16 protein-coding genes and 3 pseudogenes are annotated in these 17310 nt (G+C 41.1%); 10 read left to right on the forward strand and 9 right to left on the reverse strand.

Annotated features, from left to right (window positions below; translation table 11 throughout):
• Window positions 1–16: 16 nt before the first annotated feature.
• Complete coding sequence (locus tag N8A86_RS04660; RefSeq protein WP_273567999.1) at window positions 17–319, reverse strand: hypothetical protein; 303 nt, start codon at window positions 317–319, stop codon at window positions 17–19.
• 795 nt (window positions 320–1114) lie between these two features.
• On the opposite strand from N8A86_RS04660, the gene N8A86_RS04665 reads away from it, so the two are divergent.
• From N8A86_RS04665 to N8A86_RS04675, 3 genes are all read left to right on the forward strand, one after another.
• Window positions 1115–1282 (forward strand): hypothetical protein, encoded by a 168-nt coding sequence (locus N8A86_RS04665; RefSeq protein WP_273568000.1) that lies wholly within the window; start codon window positions 1115–1117, stop codon window positions 1280–1282.
• A gap of 158 nt (window positions 1283–1440) precedes the next feature.
• A complete protein-coding gene (locus tag N8A86_RS04670; protein ID WP_273568001.1) occupies window positions 1441–1899 on the forward strand; it encodes a DUF4890 domain-containing protein in 459 nt (152 codons plus the stop codon).
• A 147-nt stretch (window positions 1900–2046) separates the two neighbouring features.
• Window positions 2047–2466: a DUF1801 domain-containing protein gene (locus tag N8A86_RS04675; protein WP_273568002.1), complete on the forward strand. Its 420-nt coding sequence runs from the start codon at window positions 2047–2049 to the stop codon at window positions 2464–2466.
• A 51-nt stretch (window positions 2467–2517) separates the two neighbouring features.
• Here N8A86_RS04675 and hemL read toward each other — a convergent pair whose 3' ends face one another.
• The 4 genes from hemL to N8A86_RS04695 are packed head-to-tail and all read right to left on the reverse strand — an operon-like array spanning window position 2518 to window position 5910.
• Window positions 2518–3798 carry a glutamate-1-semialdehyde 2,1-aminomutase gene (hemL, locus tag N8A86_RS04680; protein ID WP_273568003.1) on the reverse strand — a complete coding sequence of 427 codons (1281 nt, stop codon included), beginning with the start codon at window positions 3796–3798 and terminating at the stop codon, window positions 2518–2520.
• A 4-nt stretch (window positions 3799–3802) separates the two neighbouring features.
• Entirely contained in the window at window positions 3803–4648 is an 846-nt protein-coding gene (locus N8A86_RS04685; protein WP_273568004.1) for a glucosaminidase domain-containing protein, read from the reverse strand.
• 14 nt (window positions 4649–4662) lie between these two features.
• On the reverse strand, window positions 4663–5568 hold the full coding sequence (locus tag N8A86_RS04690; RefSeq protein WP_273568005.1) for a 1-aminocyclopropane-1-carboxylate deaminase/D-cysteine desulfhydrase: 906 nt from the start codon (window positions 5566–5568) through the stop codon (window positions 4663–4665).
• 18 nt (window positions 5569–5586) lie between these two features.
• A complete protein-coding gene (locus N8A86_RS04695) occupies window positions 5587–5910 on the reverse strand; it encodes a hypothetical protein (RefSeq protein ID WP_273568006.1) in 324 nt (107 codons plus the stop codon).
• A 205-nt stretch (window positions 5911–6115) separates the two neighbouring features.
• On the opposite strand from N8A86_RS04695, the pseudogene N8A86_RS04700 reads away from it, so the two are divergent.
• From N8A86_RS04700 to N8A86_RS04715, 4 genes and pseudogenes are all read left to right on the forward strand, one after another.
• Window positions 6116–6275: pseudogene (locus N8A86_RS04700) on the forward strand (C1orf53 family protein).
• 78 nt (window positions 6276–6353) lie between these two features.
• The gene (locus N8A86_RS04705) at window positions 6354–6932 is read left to right on the forward strand and encodes a DUF4136 domain-containing protein (RefSeq protein WP_273568007.1); all 579 of its coding nucleotides are present in this window, start codon (window positions 6354–6356) and stop codon (window positions 6930–6932) included.
• Between the two features lie 99 nt (window positions 6933–7031).
• Window positions 7032–8783, forward strand: coding sequence for an aromatic amino acid hydroxylase (locus N8A86_RS04710; protein ID WP_273568008.1), 1752 nt, complete (start codon window positions 7032–7034; stop codon window positions 8781–8783).
• A gap of 44 nt (window positions 8784–8827) precedes the next feature.
• Window positions 8828–10090 (forward strand): alpha/beta hydrolase family protein, encoded by a 1263-nt coding sequence (locus tag N8A86_RS04715; RefSeq protein WP_273568009.1) that lies wholly within the window; start codon window positions 8828–8830, stop codon window positions 10088–10090.
• 2 nt (window positions 10091–10092) lie between these two features.
• Here N8A86_RS04715 and N8A86_RS04720 read toward each other — a convergent pair whose 3' ends face one another.
• The 4 genes and pseudogenes from N8A86_RS04720 to alaS all read right to left on the reverse strand — a co-directional run bounded on the left by N8A86_RS04720 (window position 10093) and on the right by alaS (window position 15127).
• Entirely contained in the window at window positions 10093–10737 is a 645-nt protein-coding gene (locus N8A86_RS04720) for a DinB family protein (RefSeq protein ID WP_273568010.1), read from the reverse strand.
• A 69-nt stretch (window positions 10738–10806) separates the two neighbouring features.
• Window positions 10807–11422: pseudogene (locus N8A86_RS04725) on the reverse strand (DUF4230 domain-containing protein).
• A 58-nt stretch (window positions 11423–11480) separates the two neighbouring features.
• Window positions 11481–12437, reverse strand: coding sequence for a GSCFA domain-containing protein (locus tag N8A86_RS04730; RefSeq protein ID WP_273568011.1), 957 nt, complete (start codon window positions 12435–12437; stop codon window positions 11481–11483).
• Window positions 12438–12512: 75 nt separating this feature from the next.
• Window positions 12513–15127: pseudogene (alaS, locus tag N8A86_RS04735) on the reverse strand (alanine--tRNA ligase).
• Window positions 15128–15230: 103 nt separating this feature from the next.
• Here alaS and N8A86_RS04740 point away from each other — a divergent pair.
• From N8A86_RS04740 to N8A86_RS04750, 3 genes are all read left to right on the forward strand, one after another.
• Window positions 15231–16208, forward strand: a complete 978-nt coding sequence (locus N8A86_RS04740; RefSeq protein ID WP_273568012.1) for a M23 family metallopeptidase — start codon at window positions 15231–15233, stop codon at window positions 16206–16208.
• Entirely contained in the window at window positions 16208–16537 is a 330-nt protein-coding gene (locus N8A86_RS04745) for a MerR family transcriptional regulator (protein ID WP_273568013.1), read from the forward strand. The genes N8A86_RS04740 and N8A86_RS04745 overlap by 1 nt, the downstream gene beginning before the upstream one ends.
• A 169-nt stretch (window positions 16538–16706) precedes the next feature.
• Complete coding sequence (locus tag N8A86_RS04750; RefSeq protein WP_273568014.1) at window positions 16707–17306, forward strand: LemA family protein; 600 nt, start codon at window positions 16707–16709, stop codon at window positions 17304–17306.
• Window positions 17307–17310: the final 4 nt, after the last annotated feature.

Below are 17310 nucleotides of genomic sequence, written 5' to 3' on the forward strand. Positions count from 1 at the left end.
TCAAATACGAAATAGATTACTTCGCTACTTTAATATACGGATCAAAACCCTCTGGTAGATGTTTTTCCGGATCAAATCCTAGTTCAAAAAAATCATTTTCATCGATATAGTTAAATCCTTCGACATCTTGCGGGTAGGCATACGGATTAAAATCTTCCGGAAGATATTTGGCTGCGTCAAAACCTAGGTCGATTTCGATTTCTTCTTCCATCATTTGAATAGAGTTGATATCAAATTCTTCTTCCTTCGGTGTATTGCTATTGGCAAAGGCCCCAAAGACATAAAGAAGTCCGATAGCCGTGCACGATATAATTTCCATTTTTTTAATCATAGTAATTAGGTTATGTATGAGCTACTATAACGCAAAATAGTGCCGTTATTGTGGCATTCATTTGTGGGGGAATTCCTGTAAAAGATTAGAATGAATATTTCGCAAAATATATTTGCTAAAATTGCCAACTTTACAATCAGCGCCTATTTTTCTTAATGTAGTAAGAAGAAAAACGATGAATTTTTACATCGTGCAATTCAACGAATTTTTTCAAAAATGGACATTTTCCATATTCTAGGTGAACCGTTTATCGATGCTTTTACGCTTCGTAGATAAAAAATCAAAAAAAATTAAGCCCTGACCTAATCTTTAACCATAGCATAGAATAGGGCCCGACAAATGGAAAGGGTAGCCTATCGGCCCATAGACAGGTTCATCATATAAGATGTTCTTCGGTGTGTCACGGCCCGGTGACAGCAGAATAGCCAAAAAATAAAGCCATCCCGCAGCGCGGAACAGCTTTATCTCGACTAATTCGCTAATTGAAAAATGAATTTCTATATAAAAGACTGTTGAAAAACAAAAATGTTACACAAAAAGTAAAAAATTTTGAAAATTACCACTGAGCTAACCAAAAAATGCTGAATCAGCCAAAGTATTTGACAACCTCATTTTACCTTGATTTTCCTCGCATCTCGGTAAAATGCAGCAAAATCGGATGAAAAAAAACGCTATTCAACAACTTTAGCACTTTTGACATCACAAAGTACTCGTTTCGCAACAATCGACTTTTTTGAGTTAGGGTAATCTCTAATTTAGTCCAAGAATTAAAAACCAAACGTCATGTCATATAAAGCAAAAAGTGTTCTGTATTTCGCAAGTTTTATCCTTGCAGCGATAACCTACTATAATGTAAACGTATCGCAAAAGCATGTAGCCGATTCGAACGAACTTGCCAAAGCCGACGTAGAACAAACGCACATAGAACAACTACAAAACGATATTCATTAAGAACTACCTACTATACCTATCTAAAGGCCATGATTCCCCATCATGGCCTTTTTTCGTGCCAGTTGGTCGTACCGTTAAAAAAAACCCAAATCCAGTCGATGGATTAAACCATTATCATCGCATCGAGTCATAGGTATAAATCATTAAATAGCAAAAACATGAAAAAAGCAATTTTAGCCATAGCACTCTTGATAGGCGTATTCGGAATGGCACAAAAAGAAGGAAAATCGAATAGGGGTGGTATGAAAGACTTGAACTCTGAACAAATGGCAACTTTACAAACCAAGAAAATGACCTTGGCATTGGACCTATCGGAAGCCCAACAATCACAGATCCAAGCCTTGAATCTTGAAAACGCCAAGGCTCGCAAAGCCAAAATGGAAGAACGAAAGGCAAAAAAAGAGGCGGGAGAAGCCCAAAAGCCTACTTCCGAAGAGCGCTACGCGATGCAGAATGCTCGACTGGACCAAATGATCGCCCAAAAAGCGGAAATAAAAAAAATACTGTCGGACGAGCAATATGACAAATGGGAGAAAATGGGGCACCGCAATGGCAAACACCGAAAAGGAAAAGGCAAAAATCATAAAAGAGGTGATAAAAAAGCCGATAGAAAATAGTTGGTTTGATTGATTGATTGATGAAAGAAAGCCGTTCATGTAGTGTGAGCGGTTTTTTTTATGCTTTAAGCTTGATTTGTTTAATTCTATGTTAGAACTTCATCGTTCATTTCCATAAATCAGTTTGAACCTATTTGAAAAAAACAAATGGAACTTAAGAGCAACCCAAAAGTCAAGGATATCTTTGATACATATCCAAAAACCGTAAAGTCGAAGATGCTTTTCCTAAGGGAGTTGGTTTTAGAGGCGGCTTCCGAAATCGAAGGACTTCAAACACTTGAGGAGACCCTAAAATGGGGCGAACCCAGTTATCTCACTAAACATGGCAGCACACTACGAACGGATTGGAAGGAAAAAAGTCCTGAACAATATGCCATGTATTTCAAATGCACCTCGAAACTCGTACCTACATTCAAAACCATTTATAAGGATATTTTCGAATTTGAAGGAAATCGGGCAATCGTCTTTAAACTAGGGAGCAAGGTTCCTAAAAGGGAGCTAAAACACTGTATTACATTAGCCTTGACCTATCATAAGATAAAGCAGCTTCCTTTCTTGGGGGCTTAGGTGGCAAGCCATTCTCAGTATATTTACTTCTGCCACTTAGAAATTCGGGGCTTATAATTGTAGTCTATCAAGAGCTTCGATCGTTTCATCCAAATCCGCATAGCTCAAGGCGTCGTTCAAAAAATAACTTTCAAAGGCGCTAGGCGGTAAATAAATGCCCTTTTCGAGCATCCCATGAAAATAGGTTTTGAAAGTATCATTGTTTCCCTTGGCAGAAGATTTAAAATCAACTACGGGTTCGTCGGTAAAATGTACCGATATCATTGAGCCAAAGCGGTTAATTTGATAGGGAACCCCCTTGCGCTTCAATACACTTTCAAGACCCTTGTGTAGATGCTCTGTTTTGTCGGCCAAACTTTCAAAAATCTCAGGGCGATCGTTGAGTTCGGTCAGCATGGCAAGTCCTGCGGCCATGGCCAAAGGGTTTCCACTTAATGTTCCCGCTTGGTATACCGAGCCTTCAGGTGCCAAATGGGACATGATTTCTGAACGGGCAGCAAAAGCACCTACGGGAAGTCCACCACCAATGACCTTTCCGAAACAAAGAATGTCGGCATCGATGCCCAAAGCTTCCTGGGCACCACCTTTTCCCAATCGAAAACCGGTCATCACCTCATCAAAGATGAGCAGGATTCCATGGTGGTCGCAGAGTGCCCGAAGACCCTCCATAAAACCTTTTTGGGGTACGATACAGCCCATATTGCCAGCCACAGGTTCAATAATTATCGCGGCAATCTCGTCCTTATTGGCTTCCACCAAAGCTTGAACATGATCAAGATTGTTGTAATCGGCCAACAAAGTATCCTTGGCCGTGCCTTGTGTCACTCCCGGACTATTCGGGCTTCCAAAAGTGACCGCCCCACTACCCGCCTGAATCAAAAAAGAATCCGAATGACCGTGATAGCAGCCGGCGAATTTGATAATTTTATCTCTTCCCGAAAAACCCCTTGCCAATCGTACAGCACTCATACAGGCCTCGGTACCGCTGTTCACAAAACGAATCTTATCGATATTTGGCACCATCGACACCGCTAATTTGGCTAGTTCGGTCTCGATTTCGGTGGGCATTCCAAAAGAAGTACCCTTTAGTGCCTTATCAATGACCGCACTGATAACAGGTTCGTATGCATGACCTAGAATCAATGGACCCCATGAGGCGATATAATCGATCAACCTATTGCCATCTTCATCGTATAGATAAGCACCTTTGGCTTCTTTGACGAATATGGGGTCGCCTCCTACCGCCTTAAAAGCCCTGACAGGGGAATTGACGCCTCCGGGGATATATTTTTTCGCCTCGGCGAACAAGGCACTACTACGTTGATACATCATGGAATTAGTTAAATTTTTTGGTCTTGACCACCAATTTTTGACCGACCGATATATCACTGTCGTACAGATAGTTCCAACGTTTCAGGTCATCCAGTGACACAGAATAGGCACGTGAAATCGAATAGAGTGTATCCCCATACTTTACTACATGGGTTTGGTTTTGGGGAGTTCGGTTCGTGTTTTCAGCAATTTCAGTCGTCGCGGCCACTTGGCCGTAACCCTGTTTTTTGATTTTATTATCGAATCTATAGAGCTCATGTCGCTCGATAAGAGCAATCAATTTTTGAGGATATCGCTTGTCGGTAGCATAACCCGCCTTACGAAGTCCTTTCGCCCAACCTTTGTAGTCATCATTGTGCAAATCGAAAAGAAAGGCATACCTGCCCCTATTTGTCAAAAAGATGCTGTGATCGCGAAACGAATACATCGGGTGATTGTATTTTCTAAAACACTCACCCTTTTCGTCATCGTCATGATAATCGAAATCTCCTTCCCACCCGGTATGGCATTTTATTCCGAAATGGTTGTTGGTCTTCCTTGCCAGTTCACCTTTTCCGAAACCACTCTCGAGTAAGCCTTGTGCAAGTGTTATACTGGCCGGAATACCGTAAGCCTTCATTTCCATTTGGGCGATTTCTGAAAATGTATCGATATATTCATCGATGGAAGACACTTCAAAATTGATAAACTCTCCGGTATCTTCCGGAAGGGTATAAAGGCCATCATCATCATAAGTAGCACTCGATGATTTCTTTACCACCGGCTTAGGCGTATATTTATCATGTTTGGCCAACGAAACACTTTGCCTTACTTTACAGCCTATTAGAAACGAGCCCAGCAAAATGGCCATGAGCATTTTTTTCATCATACGTGAATCTCTGGTAGGTTTTTCATTTTCAATCTAAGGTTCATGCCTTCAATACCTTGCAGCCCTCCTGTATGGATGGCCAGAATTTTGGTTTTTGGCTGAAAATGATTGTTCTTTATCAGATCCATAATTCCAAAAATCATTTTGCCGGTATAGATAGCATCCAAGGGAATATGGGTCTTATCATGGAAGTCATTAATGAAATGGATAAGCGCCGAAGTAACCTTAGCATAACCTCCAAAATGATAGTCCAATTGCAATCCCCAATTTTCCCTAACAGCAAATTTACGAATATCTTCCATTAAAAATTCTCCCTTGAGCGCGGGGAAGCCCAAAACCTCTTGGGAAGGCTTGGCCGAATTGATGATTCCAGCCAATGTTCCACCGGTGCCAACGGAGCAACAAATGATATCGAAATCGGCATCGCCATACTCCAGAATTTCTTCACAGCCCTTGACGGCAAGCGTATTCGTACCACCTTCGGGAAGGTGATAAAAATTTCCGAATTCCGCTTTCAACCTATTTAAAAAATCATGGTTTTCTTTGTTCCGGTAGTCATCCCGAGAAACAAACTTGAACTGCATACCATTTTTGGCGGCCCTTAACAACGTAGGGTTTGCTTTCCAGTTATCCGACAGTTCATCACCACGGATAATCCCGATGGTTTTAAACCCGTGTAATTTTCCGGCATAGGCCGTGGCCACGATATGGTTGGAAAAAGCGCCTCCGAAGGTCAATAAAGAATGTTCTTTCTTAGCCTTGGCTTCCTCAAGATTATATTTGAGCTTACGATACTTGTTTCCAGAAATTTGGGGATGTCTCAAATCTTCCCTCTTGATAGCTAGGGAGATTTGTTTTTTCGCGAGAATGGGGAGTGTTACGTTTTGATTTTCAATCGGCACCCTGGCAAGAATTTAACGTCAAAGGTACTTTATAAAAGCGAAAGTGGTTCGCTCAGACGGGTAATTCAAATTTCGCTCATTATGATAGGCTTCCCTTTCGAAACTGATGTTCTGGTAAGCTTTATAACTGTTCAAATAAAATAATGAACGTAATAACCATTCCGTAATATAGAACACGTAAAAAGGCAAAATCAACAACTCTTGTTGCTGCTTAAGATGAATTTTCTCATGATTGATAAGAACAGTATCTTCTTTTAAGGCATCATTTTTAAGTATAATGAAAGGCCAGAGCGAAAGGCCGACATAATTTTTATAGAAGAAATGTTTAAATACTAGAATCATAAATCAGTCTTTAAACGGGGATATTCAAAGATAATTGTTAAAATCGCCCGTAGAATACTAACAATAATATGTTGCCAACAATTGTACCAAATCGTTAAAATTGGAGTTCATCCCTTTAAAATGAATCCTTTTAAGATAATTGAAATCCTTTTATTAACAGGAATGGATTATTTTTATAAAGGATTTAGAAGAAGATCCATGTAGTATGAAGGAGTATATTCCGCTTGAAGAAGGAGATTATTATGTGTCGGAAGAAGGTTTTAAGGTTTTTACAGAACAGTATCACTTAAAAAAGAGGATATTGCTGTGAAAGCGGCTGTAGACATTGTCCCTACGGATATAACCCAAAGACGAATTCGCAATAACTATTTTACGTTTCGGCATGATTTTTGAGCATTTCAACTAGCAGGAAACAAACCGATAATCCCAAAAAACTATACATTATGAAAAAGATAAAAATTTTTGCACTACTCATGTTGGTTCTGCTTTTTTTAAGCTCATGTGCTTCAGTTCGCGTACTTTCCGATTATGACAAAGAGGTAAATTTCAATGAATATAAATCGTACGCTTTCTACAAAACGGGAATCGACAAAGCCCAAGTTTCGGACTTGGATAAAAAACGAATCCTAAAAGCTATTGATACGGAATTAAGTGCCCGTGGCTTTGTAAAATCAGATAACCCCGATATTCTCATCAGTATCTTTACCAAAGAAAAAGAACAGGTCGATATTTACAACAACAACTGGGGCTGGGGCGGCGCTTGGGGCTGGGGCTGGGGCTGGAGTCCATGGATGTGGGGCGGATGGGGCCCAGGTTGGGGCGGCAACAACGTCAGTACCCGTACAGAAGGCTCGCTCTATATAGACCTTATCGACTCGAAAAGCCGAGAGCTTGTCTGGCAAGGTAAAGGGGTCGGTAACCTTAACAATATAAGCAAAATCGAAAAGAAGGAAGAGCGTATAAAAGAATTCGTTTCTGAAATCTTACAGGCATATCCGCCCAATGCGGTGGCGGGAAGATAATATTAGCTTCCCCCATACTATTTCGACCGTCCGCTTAACAACATAAGTTTTAAGCGGACGGTTTTTTTGTACCTTTATCCTTGTAAAAAGAGTACCCCAATGTCCTACGAAAGCAACGCCATTTTAGATAAGCTTCCCAAACATTTGAAGCAATATATCAAGCCACAAAACTATAATGATTATTCGGCGATCGATCAGGCCGTCTGGCGCTACGTGATGCGGAAAAATGTAGATTATTTAAGTAAAGTGGCCCATCGTTCATACTTAGATGGACTTAAAAAAACCGGAATTTCCATCGACCACATTCCGAATATGTACGGCATGAATCGTATTTTAAAAGAAATCGGTTGGGCAGCTGTCGCCGTGGATGGATTTATTCCGCCATCCGCATTTATGGAGTTTCAAGCGTACAATGTGTTGGTCATTGCTTCCGACATTCGCCAGTTGGACCATATCGAATATACACCGGCCCCAGATATCATTCATGAAGGTGCGGGGCATGCGCCCATAATCGCCAACCCCGAATATGCAGAATATTTAAGACGTTTTGGCGAGATAGGCTGCAAGGCCATTTCAAACGCCAAAGATTTTGAACTCTATGAGGCCGTTAGACATCTATCCATCATCAAGGAAGCTTCGGGAACACCACAAAAAGAAATCGACAAGGCCGAAAAACATATTGAAGAATTGCAACAAAATATGGGTGAACCCAGTGAAATTGCCCTGATTCGAAACCTACACTGGTGGACTGTGGAATACGGTTTGATAGGAACGGTCAAAAATCCTAAAATCTATGGCGCAGGACTTTTATCCTCGATTGGCGAAAGTGCATGGTGCATGACCGATAAGGTGAAAAAAATACCATACTCCATTGAAGCGGCACACACCGCTTTCGATATTACCAAACCGCAGCCCCAGCTTTTCGTAACTCCTGATTTTGCCTTTCTAAGTCAAGTATTGGAAGAGTTCGCCAATACGATGGCCTTGCGAAAAGGTGGCTTATCAGGTCTAAAAAAGTTGATTGCGTCAAAAGAACTGGGCACTATCGAACTTAGTACCGGCCTCCAGATTTCAGGAAATTTTCAGCGTATGATCGCCCATGAAGGCAAGCCTGTTTTCTTTCAGGCTGCTGGTCCCACTGCTCTCGCCTATCGTGAAAAAGAACTGGTTGGGCATAGTATCAAAAGACACGCCACTGGGTTTGGTAGTCCCATAGGCAAACTAAAGGGCATCAATCTTGCTATAGAGGATATGAGTCCGCGAGATTTAAAAGCTTACAACATTTATGAGGGAGAACGGGTCTCCTTAGAATTTGAGGGAGGCATAAAAGTCACAGGGCATATTATTACCGGAACACGAAACCTCAAAGGAGAAATTATTTTGGTAACCATGAAAGATTGTAAAGTAGTACATGGTGAACAAGTACTTTTTGAATCGCATGATGAACTTTATAATATGGCCATCGGTGAACACATTGTCTCAGCCTTTAACGGTCCTGCCGACCTCAACAGCTTTGATCTGGTGACCCATGAAATAAGTAGTACCACGATAAAACAGGCAAAGGATACTGTACGTTCTAAATTGGAACAATTATATGCCCAGGTCCGGGAATTTAGGGAAGGTACCAATACAACAATCTCACGTCATAAGGTTTTTGAGGAAGTCAAAAAGGAGTACCCAAGGGACTGGTTACTGTCGGTCGAGCTTTACGAATTGGCAAAAACAAACGGAGATATGGTCTTTTCAAAGGAAATCTTGGCGCATCTGGAAACGGTTAAACTCGACAATCCGAAGGTAGGGCATCTTATCGATGATGGTGTGTCTTTGGTCTCAAAAAGTTTCGTAGTTTAGAAACAACTGTCAACTACCCTATTTGGGCTTTGTAAACCCTATCAATGAAATCATTATTTTACATTTTCTTCATCATTATATCGCCTATGGCCTTTTCACAAGTTGAACCCAATTACGATGAGAGCAAGGTTCCTGAATTTTTGGTGCCTGATCCGCTCATGGCATTCGATGGCACTAAAATAAAAGATGCAAAAGCTTGGACGGAAAAGCGTAGACCCGAGGTATTGGCTTTTTTTGAAAATGAAGTTTTTGGCAAAGTACCGGGCGAGCTGGATGCCTTTTCTTTTGAAATTATCGAAGAAGATGCAAATGCCCTAGACGGAATTGCACACAGAAAACAAATAGCGGTTACGCTAACCAAAAACAAAAAGACACTTCAGTTCAATATTTTGCTCTATACCCCTTCAGGTAAGGATAATGTCCCTGTTTTTTTGGGATATAATTTTCATGGAAATCAAACGGTTACCTCTGACCCAAAAGTCAAAATCACCAAGGCTTGGAATATGAAAAATGACAATCTCGGTATCGTAAACCATCAAGCTACCGAAAAAACAAGGGGTGGACGGGCACATCGCTGGGACATTAATGGAATCATTAAGGCCGGATTCGGATTGGCGACTATCTATTATGGGGAAGTAGACCCCGATAAAAATGATCTTAGCGATGGATTGCATCGCCTCTTTTATAAGGAAGGGCACCAAAACCCAGAGGCCAATGAATGGGGAAGTATTGCCGCGTGGTCTTTCGCCCTCAGTAAGGCATTCGATTATCTTGAAACAGACCCTAATGTGGATGCAACCAAAGTTGTGGCCTTTGGACATTCTCGGTTGGGAAAAGCCGCCTTATGGGCAGGTGCTACCGATACCCGTTTTGCTGGTGTCATCAGTAATGATTCAGGGTGCGGAGGTGCAGCACTTTCCAAACGCAAGTTCGGGGAGACGGTGGGCCGTATAAACAATAGTTTTCCACATTGGTTCAATACGAATTTCAAAAAATACAATGAAAATGAGGAAGCGCTTCCGGTAGACCAACATCAATTATTGGCACTTGTTGCACCGAGACCTTTATACGTGGCGAGCGCCGAAGAAGATGAGTGGGCCGATCCAAAAGGCGAATTTCTCTCCGCACATTACGCGACCCCGGTATACCATTTATTCGGCAAACAGGGAATCGAATCCACTGAAATGCCCAAAGTCAATACCCCTATTCAAAACACCGTGGCCTATCATATTCGAACCGGAGTCCACGATGTGACCGATTATGATTGGGAGCAGTATATCAAGTGGGCCAAGGAATTTGTGGAATAAGCCTACGAAACCCTGCTCTTTATATATCGTACTTGGCCGTTATGGTTCGATTCGTGTTCGACAACATGAAACCACCTGCAATAATTGTTGGTAGGTTGGTTTCCAAAGCCTTTGCTTGACTCCAGCAACCAAGTATCGTCACGATTCTTTAGTTCCGTTTTCGAGAACTCGCGAACTTCGTTCAGCTTGTCAGTATAAAAAGAAAGTGGTCTGCCCTTAAATGTTTTTCGACCGGTATCGCCAAGGCTACTGGCCGCACTCCAAAGGGCATCTTCGACCCCGAAATTCATTTTCTCTTTTGGCACGCCTGTAAAAGTGCTCAATTGATAGTAGCGTTCCGTCGCGGCCAAATGCATCAACATGGCACCGATGGAATTTGAATTATCATCCAGTAAAAAATCAAGTTCTTTTTGGGATAGGCCTTTTGAATCGCGCATTACTATCATACGCATCCAATCCATCATGGACACCAAAATGCTGATTTGATCCGTATAACCCTCGCGTTTACCGAATTCGTGAATGTTGTCGTTCAGTGGAAAAGTTCCACTGGAAGCCAAATTGATATTGGGTACGAGTAGCCCGGCACCTAAAATTCCTGTTGTTCTTAAAAAGTCTCTTCTGTTGTTCGATTGTTTCGTGTTGTCCATGATTTTTGATTTGTTTTCAAGGTAAAAACAAACCTCCAAAACAAGTCCCGCTTTTCGGAAAGTTTAACATCAATCCTTGAACAACTGTTCGGAAAGACTTCCTGCTATGGGTTGCCCCTGGTATTCCAATGTCCATTCCATTGAATTTGTCAGGATATAGAATTTTTGTAGTTCGCTGATCAATCGATTTTGGGCATTACTTTTTAAAGTGGAAGCCTCAATTTTTTCATCAGCGAAACGTTGACGTTCCTTTTTATTTTATTGTAGTCCGCTGCATTAAACTGGTTAAGATAATCCGCCGTCACATCATAATATTCAAAATCAGGATTAATTTTGATTTCCGGTTCGGGAATGCTCTTGATGCGCAGTGTCTTATTCGCCTCATCGAGCTCAAAATCGATTTTGCTTAAATCATAGGCGACCATAACTTCGGCATTGACCACCACCAAGGCCTTTTTTATCTGCTGTTATCAATGGCCCGAATAATTGTTGGGAATCTTTGTAATTATAGACTTCGGCGAAGTGGCCTTCGGTTACGATCAATTTGGAGACATTTTCAATTTCTTGCTGGATCAGCATCGAGTTTTCCTGAAGGATGGATTTCTCCTTTTTTATCCTCGCTACAAGACCGGAAGACCAAAACTGCTGCCAAGGTTATCAATGCGCCTGCCAAAACTTTTCTCATGGGCTTAATAGAAATTAATTGGTCTTTTTTAAGTTCTCGACTGCGCTCGAACTGACATTTAGAAGTTAATAAACGGATACTTCTGTTGAAGATACGTAATTTTCTCCTCTAGCGATTTCAAAAAATCTTGATGCCCCACCGAACTTGGATTAAAGGGGCGGTGCCATAAACCTTTTTGAATTGCATCAACTTCATCCATTGTTGAAAAAGCTTTTTCAGAAATCCATACTTCTTTGAATTTTTCCCAGACATAATCTATCGCAATTTGGTTGGGATGAATCATATCGCCTTCGTAAAAGCGATAATCGCGAAGTTCGTCCATCATAATTTCATAGGAAGGGAAGTAAAAAAGGCTTCTCGACTCCGCTCGAAGTGACAGAAACTGATGAATTGCTGTAACCAAATGTGCCTTACTCCGTTGGTTCTCAATGAAACCATCCTTTACGTGGCGAACCGGGGAGATAGTAAAAATTATATTTAAATCACTATTTACGGATTGTAATTCATTATCTACCTTTTTAATGATTTCTGTAATTTTAATTGCACTTAATAGTTCTTTATTGAACTCATTGTTTGGTATTTTGTGACAATTTGAAACTACGCTATTCTGTTCAACATGACGATAAACCCATGCCGTGCCCAAGGTAATAATGGCGTGCGTAGATTCCTTTACTTGTCGATGTGTTCGCTCCAAGCCGTCGTTTAATTTTTGAAGCAGAACTTTTTTTGAGACATCACTCAAATCGGAGTGAGCATCAAAACAATGCCACCGCTCGTTGTGAAAAAATATATCCGATTCGGTATATGTATCTTTTTGTACAGCTCTTGAAATCAGATTTTCAATAGACTTGGGGTGGAATAAGATTCCAAACGGGTTCTGTAGTGACCTGAATTTAAAGTGTTCAAATTTCGCTCCAATATTATCCGAAAAACAAGAGCCAAACAACACTAGTTGACTGCTGTAATCAATCTGATTTTTTGCTTTGGTTAGCGGAATTGGGGTTTGGAGTTTCATAAAGATACTTTTTTACCCCTGTCTTTTTCAAGGAGGGGAATGAATTCCACTCGTGGAATAAAGAAGAAAACAATTTTACTTTAAATACCCTTCGGCCTGCTCTAAAGCCTTAATCAAACCATCAGGATTCTTGCCCCCTGCTGTGGCAAAGAAAGGTTGCCCGCCACCGCCGCCTTGAATATATTTTCCCAATTCACGAACAATAGTTCCTGCATTTAGATTTTTTTCTGAAACTAGATTTTTTGAGATATAGCAAGAGAGCAAAGCTTTTCCATTTTGTTCCGTTCCGAAAAGCAGGAATAGGTTGTCCCTATTATTTCCCATTTCAAAAGAGAGGTCTTTGAGGCTGGCAGCATCCAAGTCCACTTTTTTGGCTAGAAATTGAACACCATTGATTTCTTCCAATTCGTTCAGCAAATCTACTTTTAGGTTTTTCGCCTTATCCTTTAACAGACTTTCTACTTCTTTTTTCAATCGAGCATTTTCCGCTTGAAGTGACTCAACAGCTTTTACGGGTTCTTGGAAATTGTTGAGCAAGTCCTTGATTTCGTAAAGCGTTCGGTTGTTCTCAGAATAAAAATCCTTAACAGCATCTGAGGTAATGGCCTCTATCCTACGTATACCAGCTGCTACGGCCCCTTCCGATACAATCTTGAAATGCCAGATATCCGCCGTATTCTTGACATGGGTTCCCCCACATAATTCAATCGATTGGCCGAAACGCACGGTGCGTACCGTATCTCCATATTTTTCACCAAAGAGGGCCATTGCTCCTTCTTTCAAAGCATCCTGTATCGGTATGTTCCGATTTTCTTGAAAGGATAATTGTCCTTCGATTCTTGAATTTACAAAATTCTCTACAGCCCTGAGTTCGTCCGTCGTTAACTTTGAATAATGTGAAAAGTCAAAACGTAAATATTTTGAATGTACCGCGGAACCTTTTTGCTCCACATGGCTTCCTAAAATCTCCCGCAATGCCTGATGCAACAAATGTGTTGCGGTATGATTGGCCTCTGTTCTGCGACGCTGCTTTTCATCGACAGCGGCTTTTAGAGTTTCGTTCAAACGCTTTGGTAAGTTCTTGGCGAAATGAACGATTTCGTTATTTTCTTTTTTAGTATCCACAATATAGACCACATCACCGTTCGGTACTTCCAGATAGCCTTTATCGCCAACTTGGCCCCCTCCTTCGGGATAAAAAGGGGTCATATTGAATACTAACTGATATTGCTCCCCTTCTTTTTCGAGATTATTTTTCGGTATTTTACCAATTTTACGTTGGCTTCAAGAACATCATATCCCACAAATTCCTGCTCTGCATTATCAATAAGCACGACCCAATCTTCTTTCGAAATTTCCGAAGCCGAACGCGAACGGTCTTTCTGCTCTTGCATAGCACTATTGAATTCTTCTTCATCAAGAGAAAGCCCTTTTTCGCTCAAAATAAGTGCGGTCAAATCTATTGGGAAACCATAGGTATCGTATAGCTCGAACGCCTTTCGGCCATCAACCGCATCTCCCTTGTTTTTTTTGATAATGGTATCCAATAAAACCAGGCCATGCTCCAACGTATTGAGAAAAGAATGTTCCTCCTCTTTAATAACGTTCTCAATGAGTTGACGTTGTTCTTTGAGTTCAGGAAATGCTTTGCCCATGGTTTCGGTCAATACGTTTACCAACCGATACATAAAAGGCTGTTTCGTATTTAAAAAGGTGAAGCCATAACGAATCGCCCTCCTTAAAATTCGGCGAATGACATAACCTGCACCCGTATTGCTTGGAAGTTGTCCGTCAGCGATGGAAAACGAAACCGCACGTATATGATCGGCAATGACCCGAATAGCAATATCGGTTTCCTCTTCTTTACCATACTTAGAATTTGTTATGGTCTCTATTTCACGAATTATGGGTGTAAAGACATCGGTGTCATAATTCGATTTGACCCCTTGCAATACCATACAGAGCCGCTCAAAACCCATACCTGTATCCACATGTTTCGCGGGAAGGTTTTCCAAATTCCCGTTCGCTTTGCGGTTATACTGCATGAAAACAAGGTTCCAGATTTCAACGACCAGCGGATGGTCTTGATTGACCAATGAAGCACCCGAAACTTTTGCCTTCTCATCCGTAGAGCGGATGTCCACATGAATTTCTGAACATGGCCCACATGGCCCTTGATCGCCCATCTCCCAGAAATTGTCTTTCTTGTTCCCAAGAATAATGCGGTCTTCCGGCACGATGGCCTTCCAAAGATTGAAGGCCTCTTGGTCCATTTCTAAATTATCTTCATCATCGCTACCTTCAAAAACCGAGACGTACAGGCTTTTCTTATCTATTTTGCAGACCTCCGTTAAGAACTCCCAAGCCCATTCTATTGCTTCCTTTTTAAAATAATCCCCGAAACTCCAGTTACCCAACATTTCGAACATCGTATGATGATAGGTATCCTTACCGACTTCTTCAAGGTCATTGTGTTTTCCACTTACGCGCAGGCATTTTTGCGTATCGGCTATTCTTGTGTGCTTCGAAACGGAATTCCCTAAAAAAAACTCCTTGAACTGGTTCATTCCAGCATTCGTGAACATCAGGGTAGGATCGTCTTTGATGACCATGGGTGCGGAAGGCACGATCTTATGGTTTTTCTCCTTAAAAAAATTTAAAAAGTGTGTCCTGATTTCCTTGGAGTTCATAGAAAATGGTAAGGTTTTGTGAATTTTAACTTTTTAAACGAAACAATTTTTATATTTGTTTGTTTTGTTAAAACAATGCACAAAAATAGGATAAAATACCTTCATGTCTAAAGTAAAGTATTATTACGATCCGGACACGCTGTCGTACCGTAAGATAGAACCGAAAAAATCGAGGCGATATCGAAATATCGCACTATTTGTTTTGGGATCATTTCTTTTTGGGCTTTTTTCATTGATACTATTATTGAATACAAACCTCATCAATACGCCAAGGGAACTTTCCCTTGCGCGAGAGGCCAAGAACTACGAACTTCAATTTGAAATTCTGAACAAGAAAATGGAACAGATCGAAGACGTTCTTGCCAATATTGAAGAACGCGATAACAATATTTACAGGCTTTATTTTGAGGCGAACCCGATTCCCGAAGAACAACGACGGGCCGGATTTGGTGGTGTCAATCGCTATAGGGCCTTAGAAGGCTTTAACAATTCAGAGATGGTCATTGCCACTACAAAACGCTTGGATATCATAAAAAAACAAATGGCGATCCAATCCAAATCGTTGGATGAGATTACAATATTGGCCGAAGAAAAAGAGAAATTATTACTGGCCATTCCGGCAATTCAGCCACTGAACAATGAAGATTTGACCCGTATGGCATCGGGCTATGGGTGGCGTTCCGACCCATTCACCAAGGCGAGAAAAATGCACTGGGGCATGGATTTTACAGCACCAAAAGGCACGCCAATATATGCCTCTGGGGATGGAAAGGTCACCCGTGCAGACAATAATTCATCAGGTTACGGTAAGCACATACGTATTGATCATGGATATGGATATCTTAGCCTTTATGGGCATTTGAGCCAATACAACGTAAAAAAGGGGCAAAAGGTAAAACGTGGAGATCTAATTGGGTTTGTAGGAAGCACCGGAAGGTCTGAAGCTCCGCATCTTCATTATGAAGTCTGGAAAGACAAAGACCGGATTGATCCCATAAATTTCTATTATGGTAGTTTGACACCCGAAGAATTTGAGAATATGCTGAAATTCGCCAACCAAGAAAATCAATCACTAGACTAATGCAAGTAGACCTCCCCGAAAAACGATATTATGGTATTGGCGAAGTTGCCAAAGCTTTTGACGTGAACACGTCATTGATTCGTTTTTGGGAAAAGGAATTCGATGCGTTGAAGCCAAAAAAAAATGCCAAGGGAAACCGAAAATTTACCCCTGAGGATATCAAAAACCTTCAATTGATATATCATTTGGTCAAAGAACGTGGCTTTACACTCGAAGGTGCCAAAATACATCTTAAGGAAAATAAGCAAAAGACATTATCTAATTTTGACATTATTCAGAAGTTGGAGCGCGTAAAAACAGAATTGATCAAAATTAAAGAACAACTCTAGGGAGTACGAATAATGTATTTTGATTTTGTTCTTAACCTCAAAGGCTTGATTTGAAAATTTGTCGATGCGAAAGTGTAACACACGGTCGATTTCTAATACTTATATTATATCAACAACTTTAAACCACTAAAGATTTCCGCTTTCGCGGGAGTGACAAAAAACACTAATTATGAAAAAAGGATTAATTGTATTGATAGTTCTTGGCGTCATCGCTTTCGGACTTTATCAATGGGCAGTTGGATTTAATAATACCGCCGTCGAATATGAGGCCAATGCCAAAACTGCTTGGTCAAACGTTGAGAGTTCATACCAACGTCGAAACGATTTGATCGGTAACCTAGTAAAAACCGTGCAGGGGGCAGCAGATTTTGAAAGGGGAACCCTTACCGATGTTATCGAGGCGCGTGCCAAAGCTACTTCGACGACCATAGATGCTGACAATTTAACACCCCAGAACATGGCCGCCTTTCAAGAAGCACAAAGTGGCCTTACCGGAGCTTTGAGCAAACTGATGGTGGTCGTGGAACGCTACCCCGAACTTAAGGCGAATCAAAACTTTTTAGAACTTCAATCACAATTGGAAGGTACAGAAAACCGCATCAACGTGGCCCGTGATCGATTCAATGAGAAAGTTAATATTTACGATGTTCATACCACAAAATTTCCCGGTAAACTCTTGGCCGGACTTTTTGGTTTCGAAGAAATGGCTCGTTACAAAGCGGATGCCGGTTCGGAGAATGCTCCTGATGTGAATTTTGAATTTGAATGATTAT

It is taken from the genome of Maribacter halichondriae (assembly GCF_027474825.1).
In the GTDB taxonomy this organism is placed as follows: domain Bacteria; phylum Bacteroidota; class Bacteroidia; order Flavobacteriales; family Flavobacteriaceae; genus Meishania; species Meishania halichondriae.

Excerpts from the sequence above, each read along its gene's own strand:
- N8A86_RS04660 (WP_273567999.1), bottom strand. The coding sequence starts at position 319 with ATGGAAATTATATCGTGCACGGCTATCGGACTTCTTTATGTCTTTGGG.
- N8A86_RS04665 (WP_273568000.1), top strand. The coding sequence starts at position 1,115 with ATGTCATATAAAGCAAAAAGTGTTCTGTATTTCGCAAGTTTTATCCTT.
- N8A86_RS04670 (WP_273568001.1), top strand. The coding sequence starts at position 1,441 with ATGAAAAAAGCAATTTTAGCCATAGCACTCTTGATAGGCGTATTCGGA.
- N8A86_RS04675 (WP_273568002.1), top strand. The coding sequence starts at position 2,047 with ATGGAACTTAAGAGCAACCCAAAAGTCAAGGATATCTTTGATACATAT.
- hemL (WP_273568003.1), bottom strand. The coding sequence starts at position 3,798 with ATGATGTATCAACGTAGTAGTGCCTTGTTCGCCGAGGCGAAAAAATAT.
- N8A86_RS04685 (WP_273568004.1), bottom strand. The coding sequence starts at position 4,648 with ATGGCCATTTTGCTGGGCTCGTTTCTAATAGGCTGTAAAGTAAGGCAA.
- N8A86_RS04695 (WP_273568006.1), bottom strand. The coding sequence starts at position 5,910 with ATGATTCTAGTATTTAAACATTTCTTCTATAAAAATTATGTCGGCCTT.
- N8A86_RS04705 (WP_273568007.1), top strand. The coding sequence starts at position 6,354 with ATGAAAAAGATAAAAATTTTTGCACTACTCATGTTGGTTCTGCTTTTT.
- N8A86_RS04710 (WP_273568008.1), top strand. The coding sequence starts at position 7,032 with ATGTCCTACGAAAGCAACGCCATTTTAGATAAGCTTCCCAAACATTTG.
- N8A86_RS04715 (WP_273568009.1), top strand. The coding sequence starts at position 8,828 with ATGAAATCATTATTTTACATTTTCTTCATCATTATATCGCCTATGGCC.
- N8A86_RS04720 (WP_273568010.1), bottom strand. The coding sequence starts at position 10,737 with ATGGACAACACGAAACAATCGAACAACAGAAGAGACTTTTTAAGAACA.
- N8A86_RS04730 (WP_273568011.1), bottom strand. The coding sequence starts at position 12,437 with ATGAAACTCCAAACCCCAATTCCGCTAACCAAAGCAAAAAATCAGATT.
- N8A86_RS04740 (WP_273568012.1), top strand. The coding sequence starts at position 15,231 with ATGTCTAAAGTAAAGTATTATTACGATCCGGACACGCTGTCGTACCGT.
- N8A86_RS04745 (WP_273568013.1), top strand. The coding sequence starts at position 16,208 with ATGCAAGTAGACCTCCCCGAAAAACGATATTATGGTATTGGCGAAGTT.
- N8A86_RS04750 (WP_273568014.1), top strand. The coding sequence starts at position 16,707 with ATGAAAAAAGGATTAATTGTATTGATAGTTCTTGGCGTCATCGCTTTC.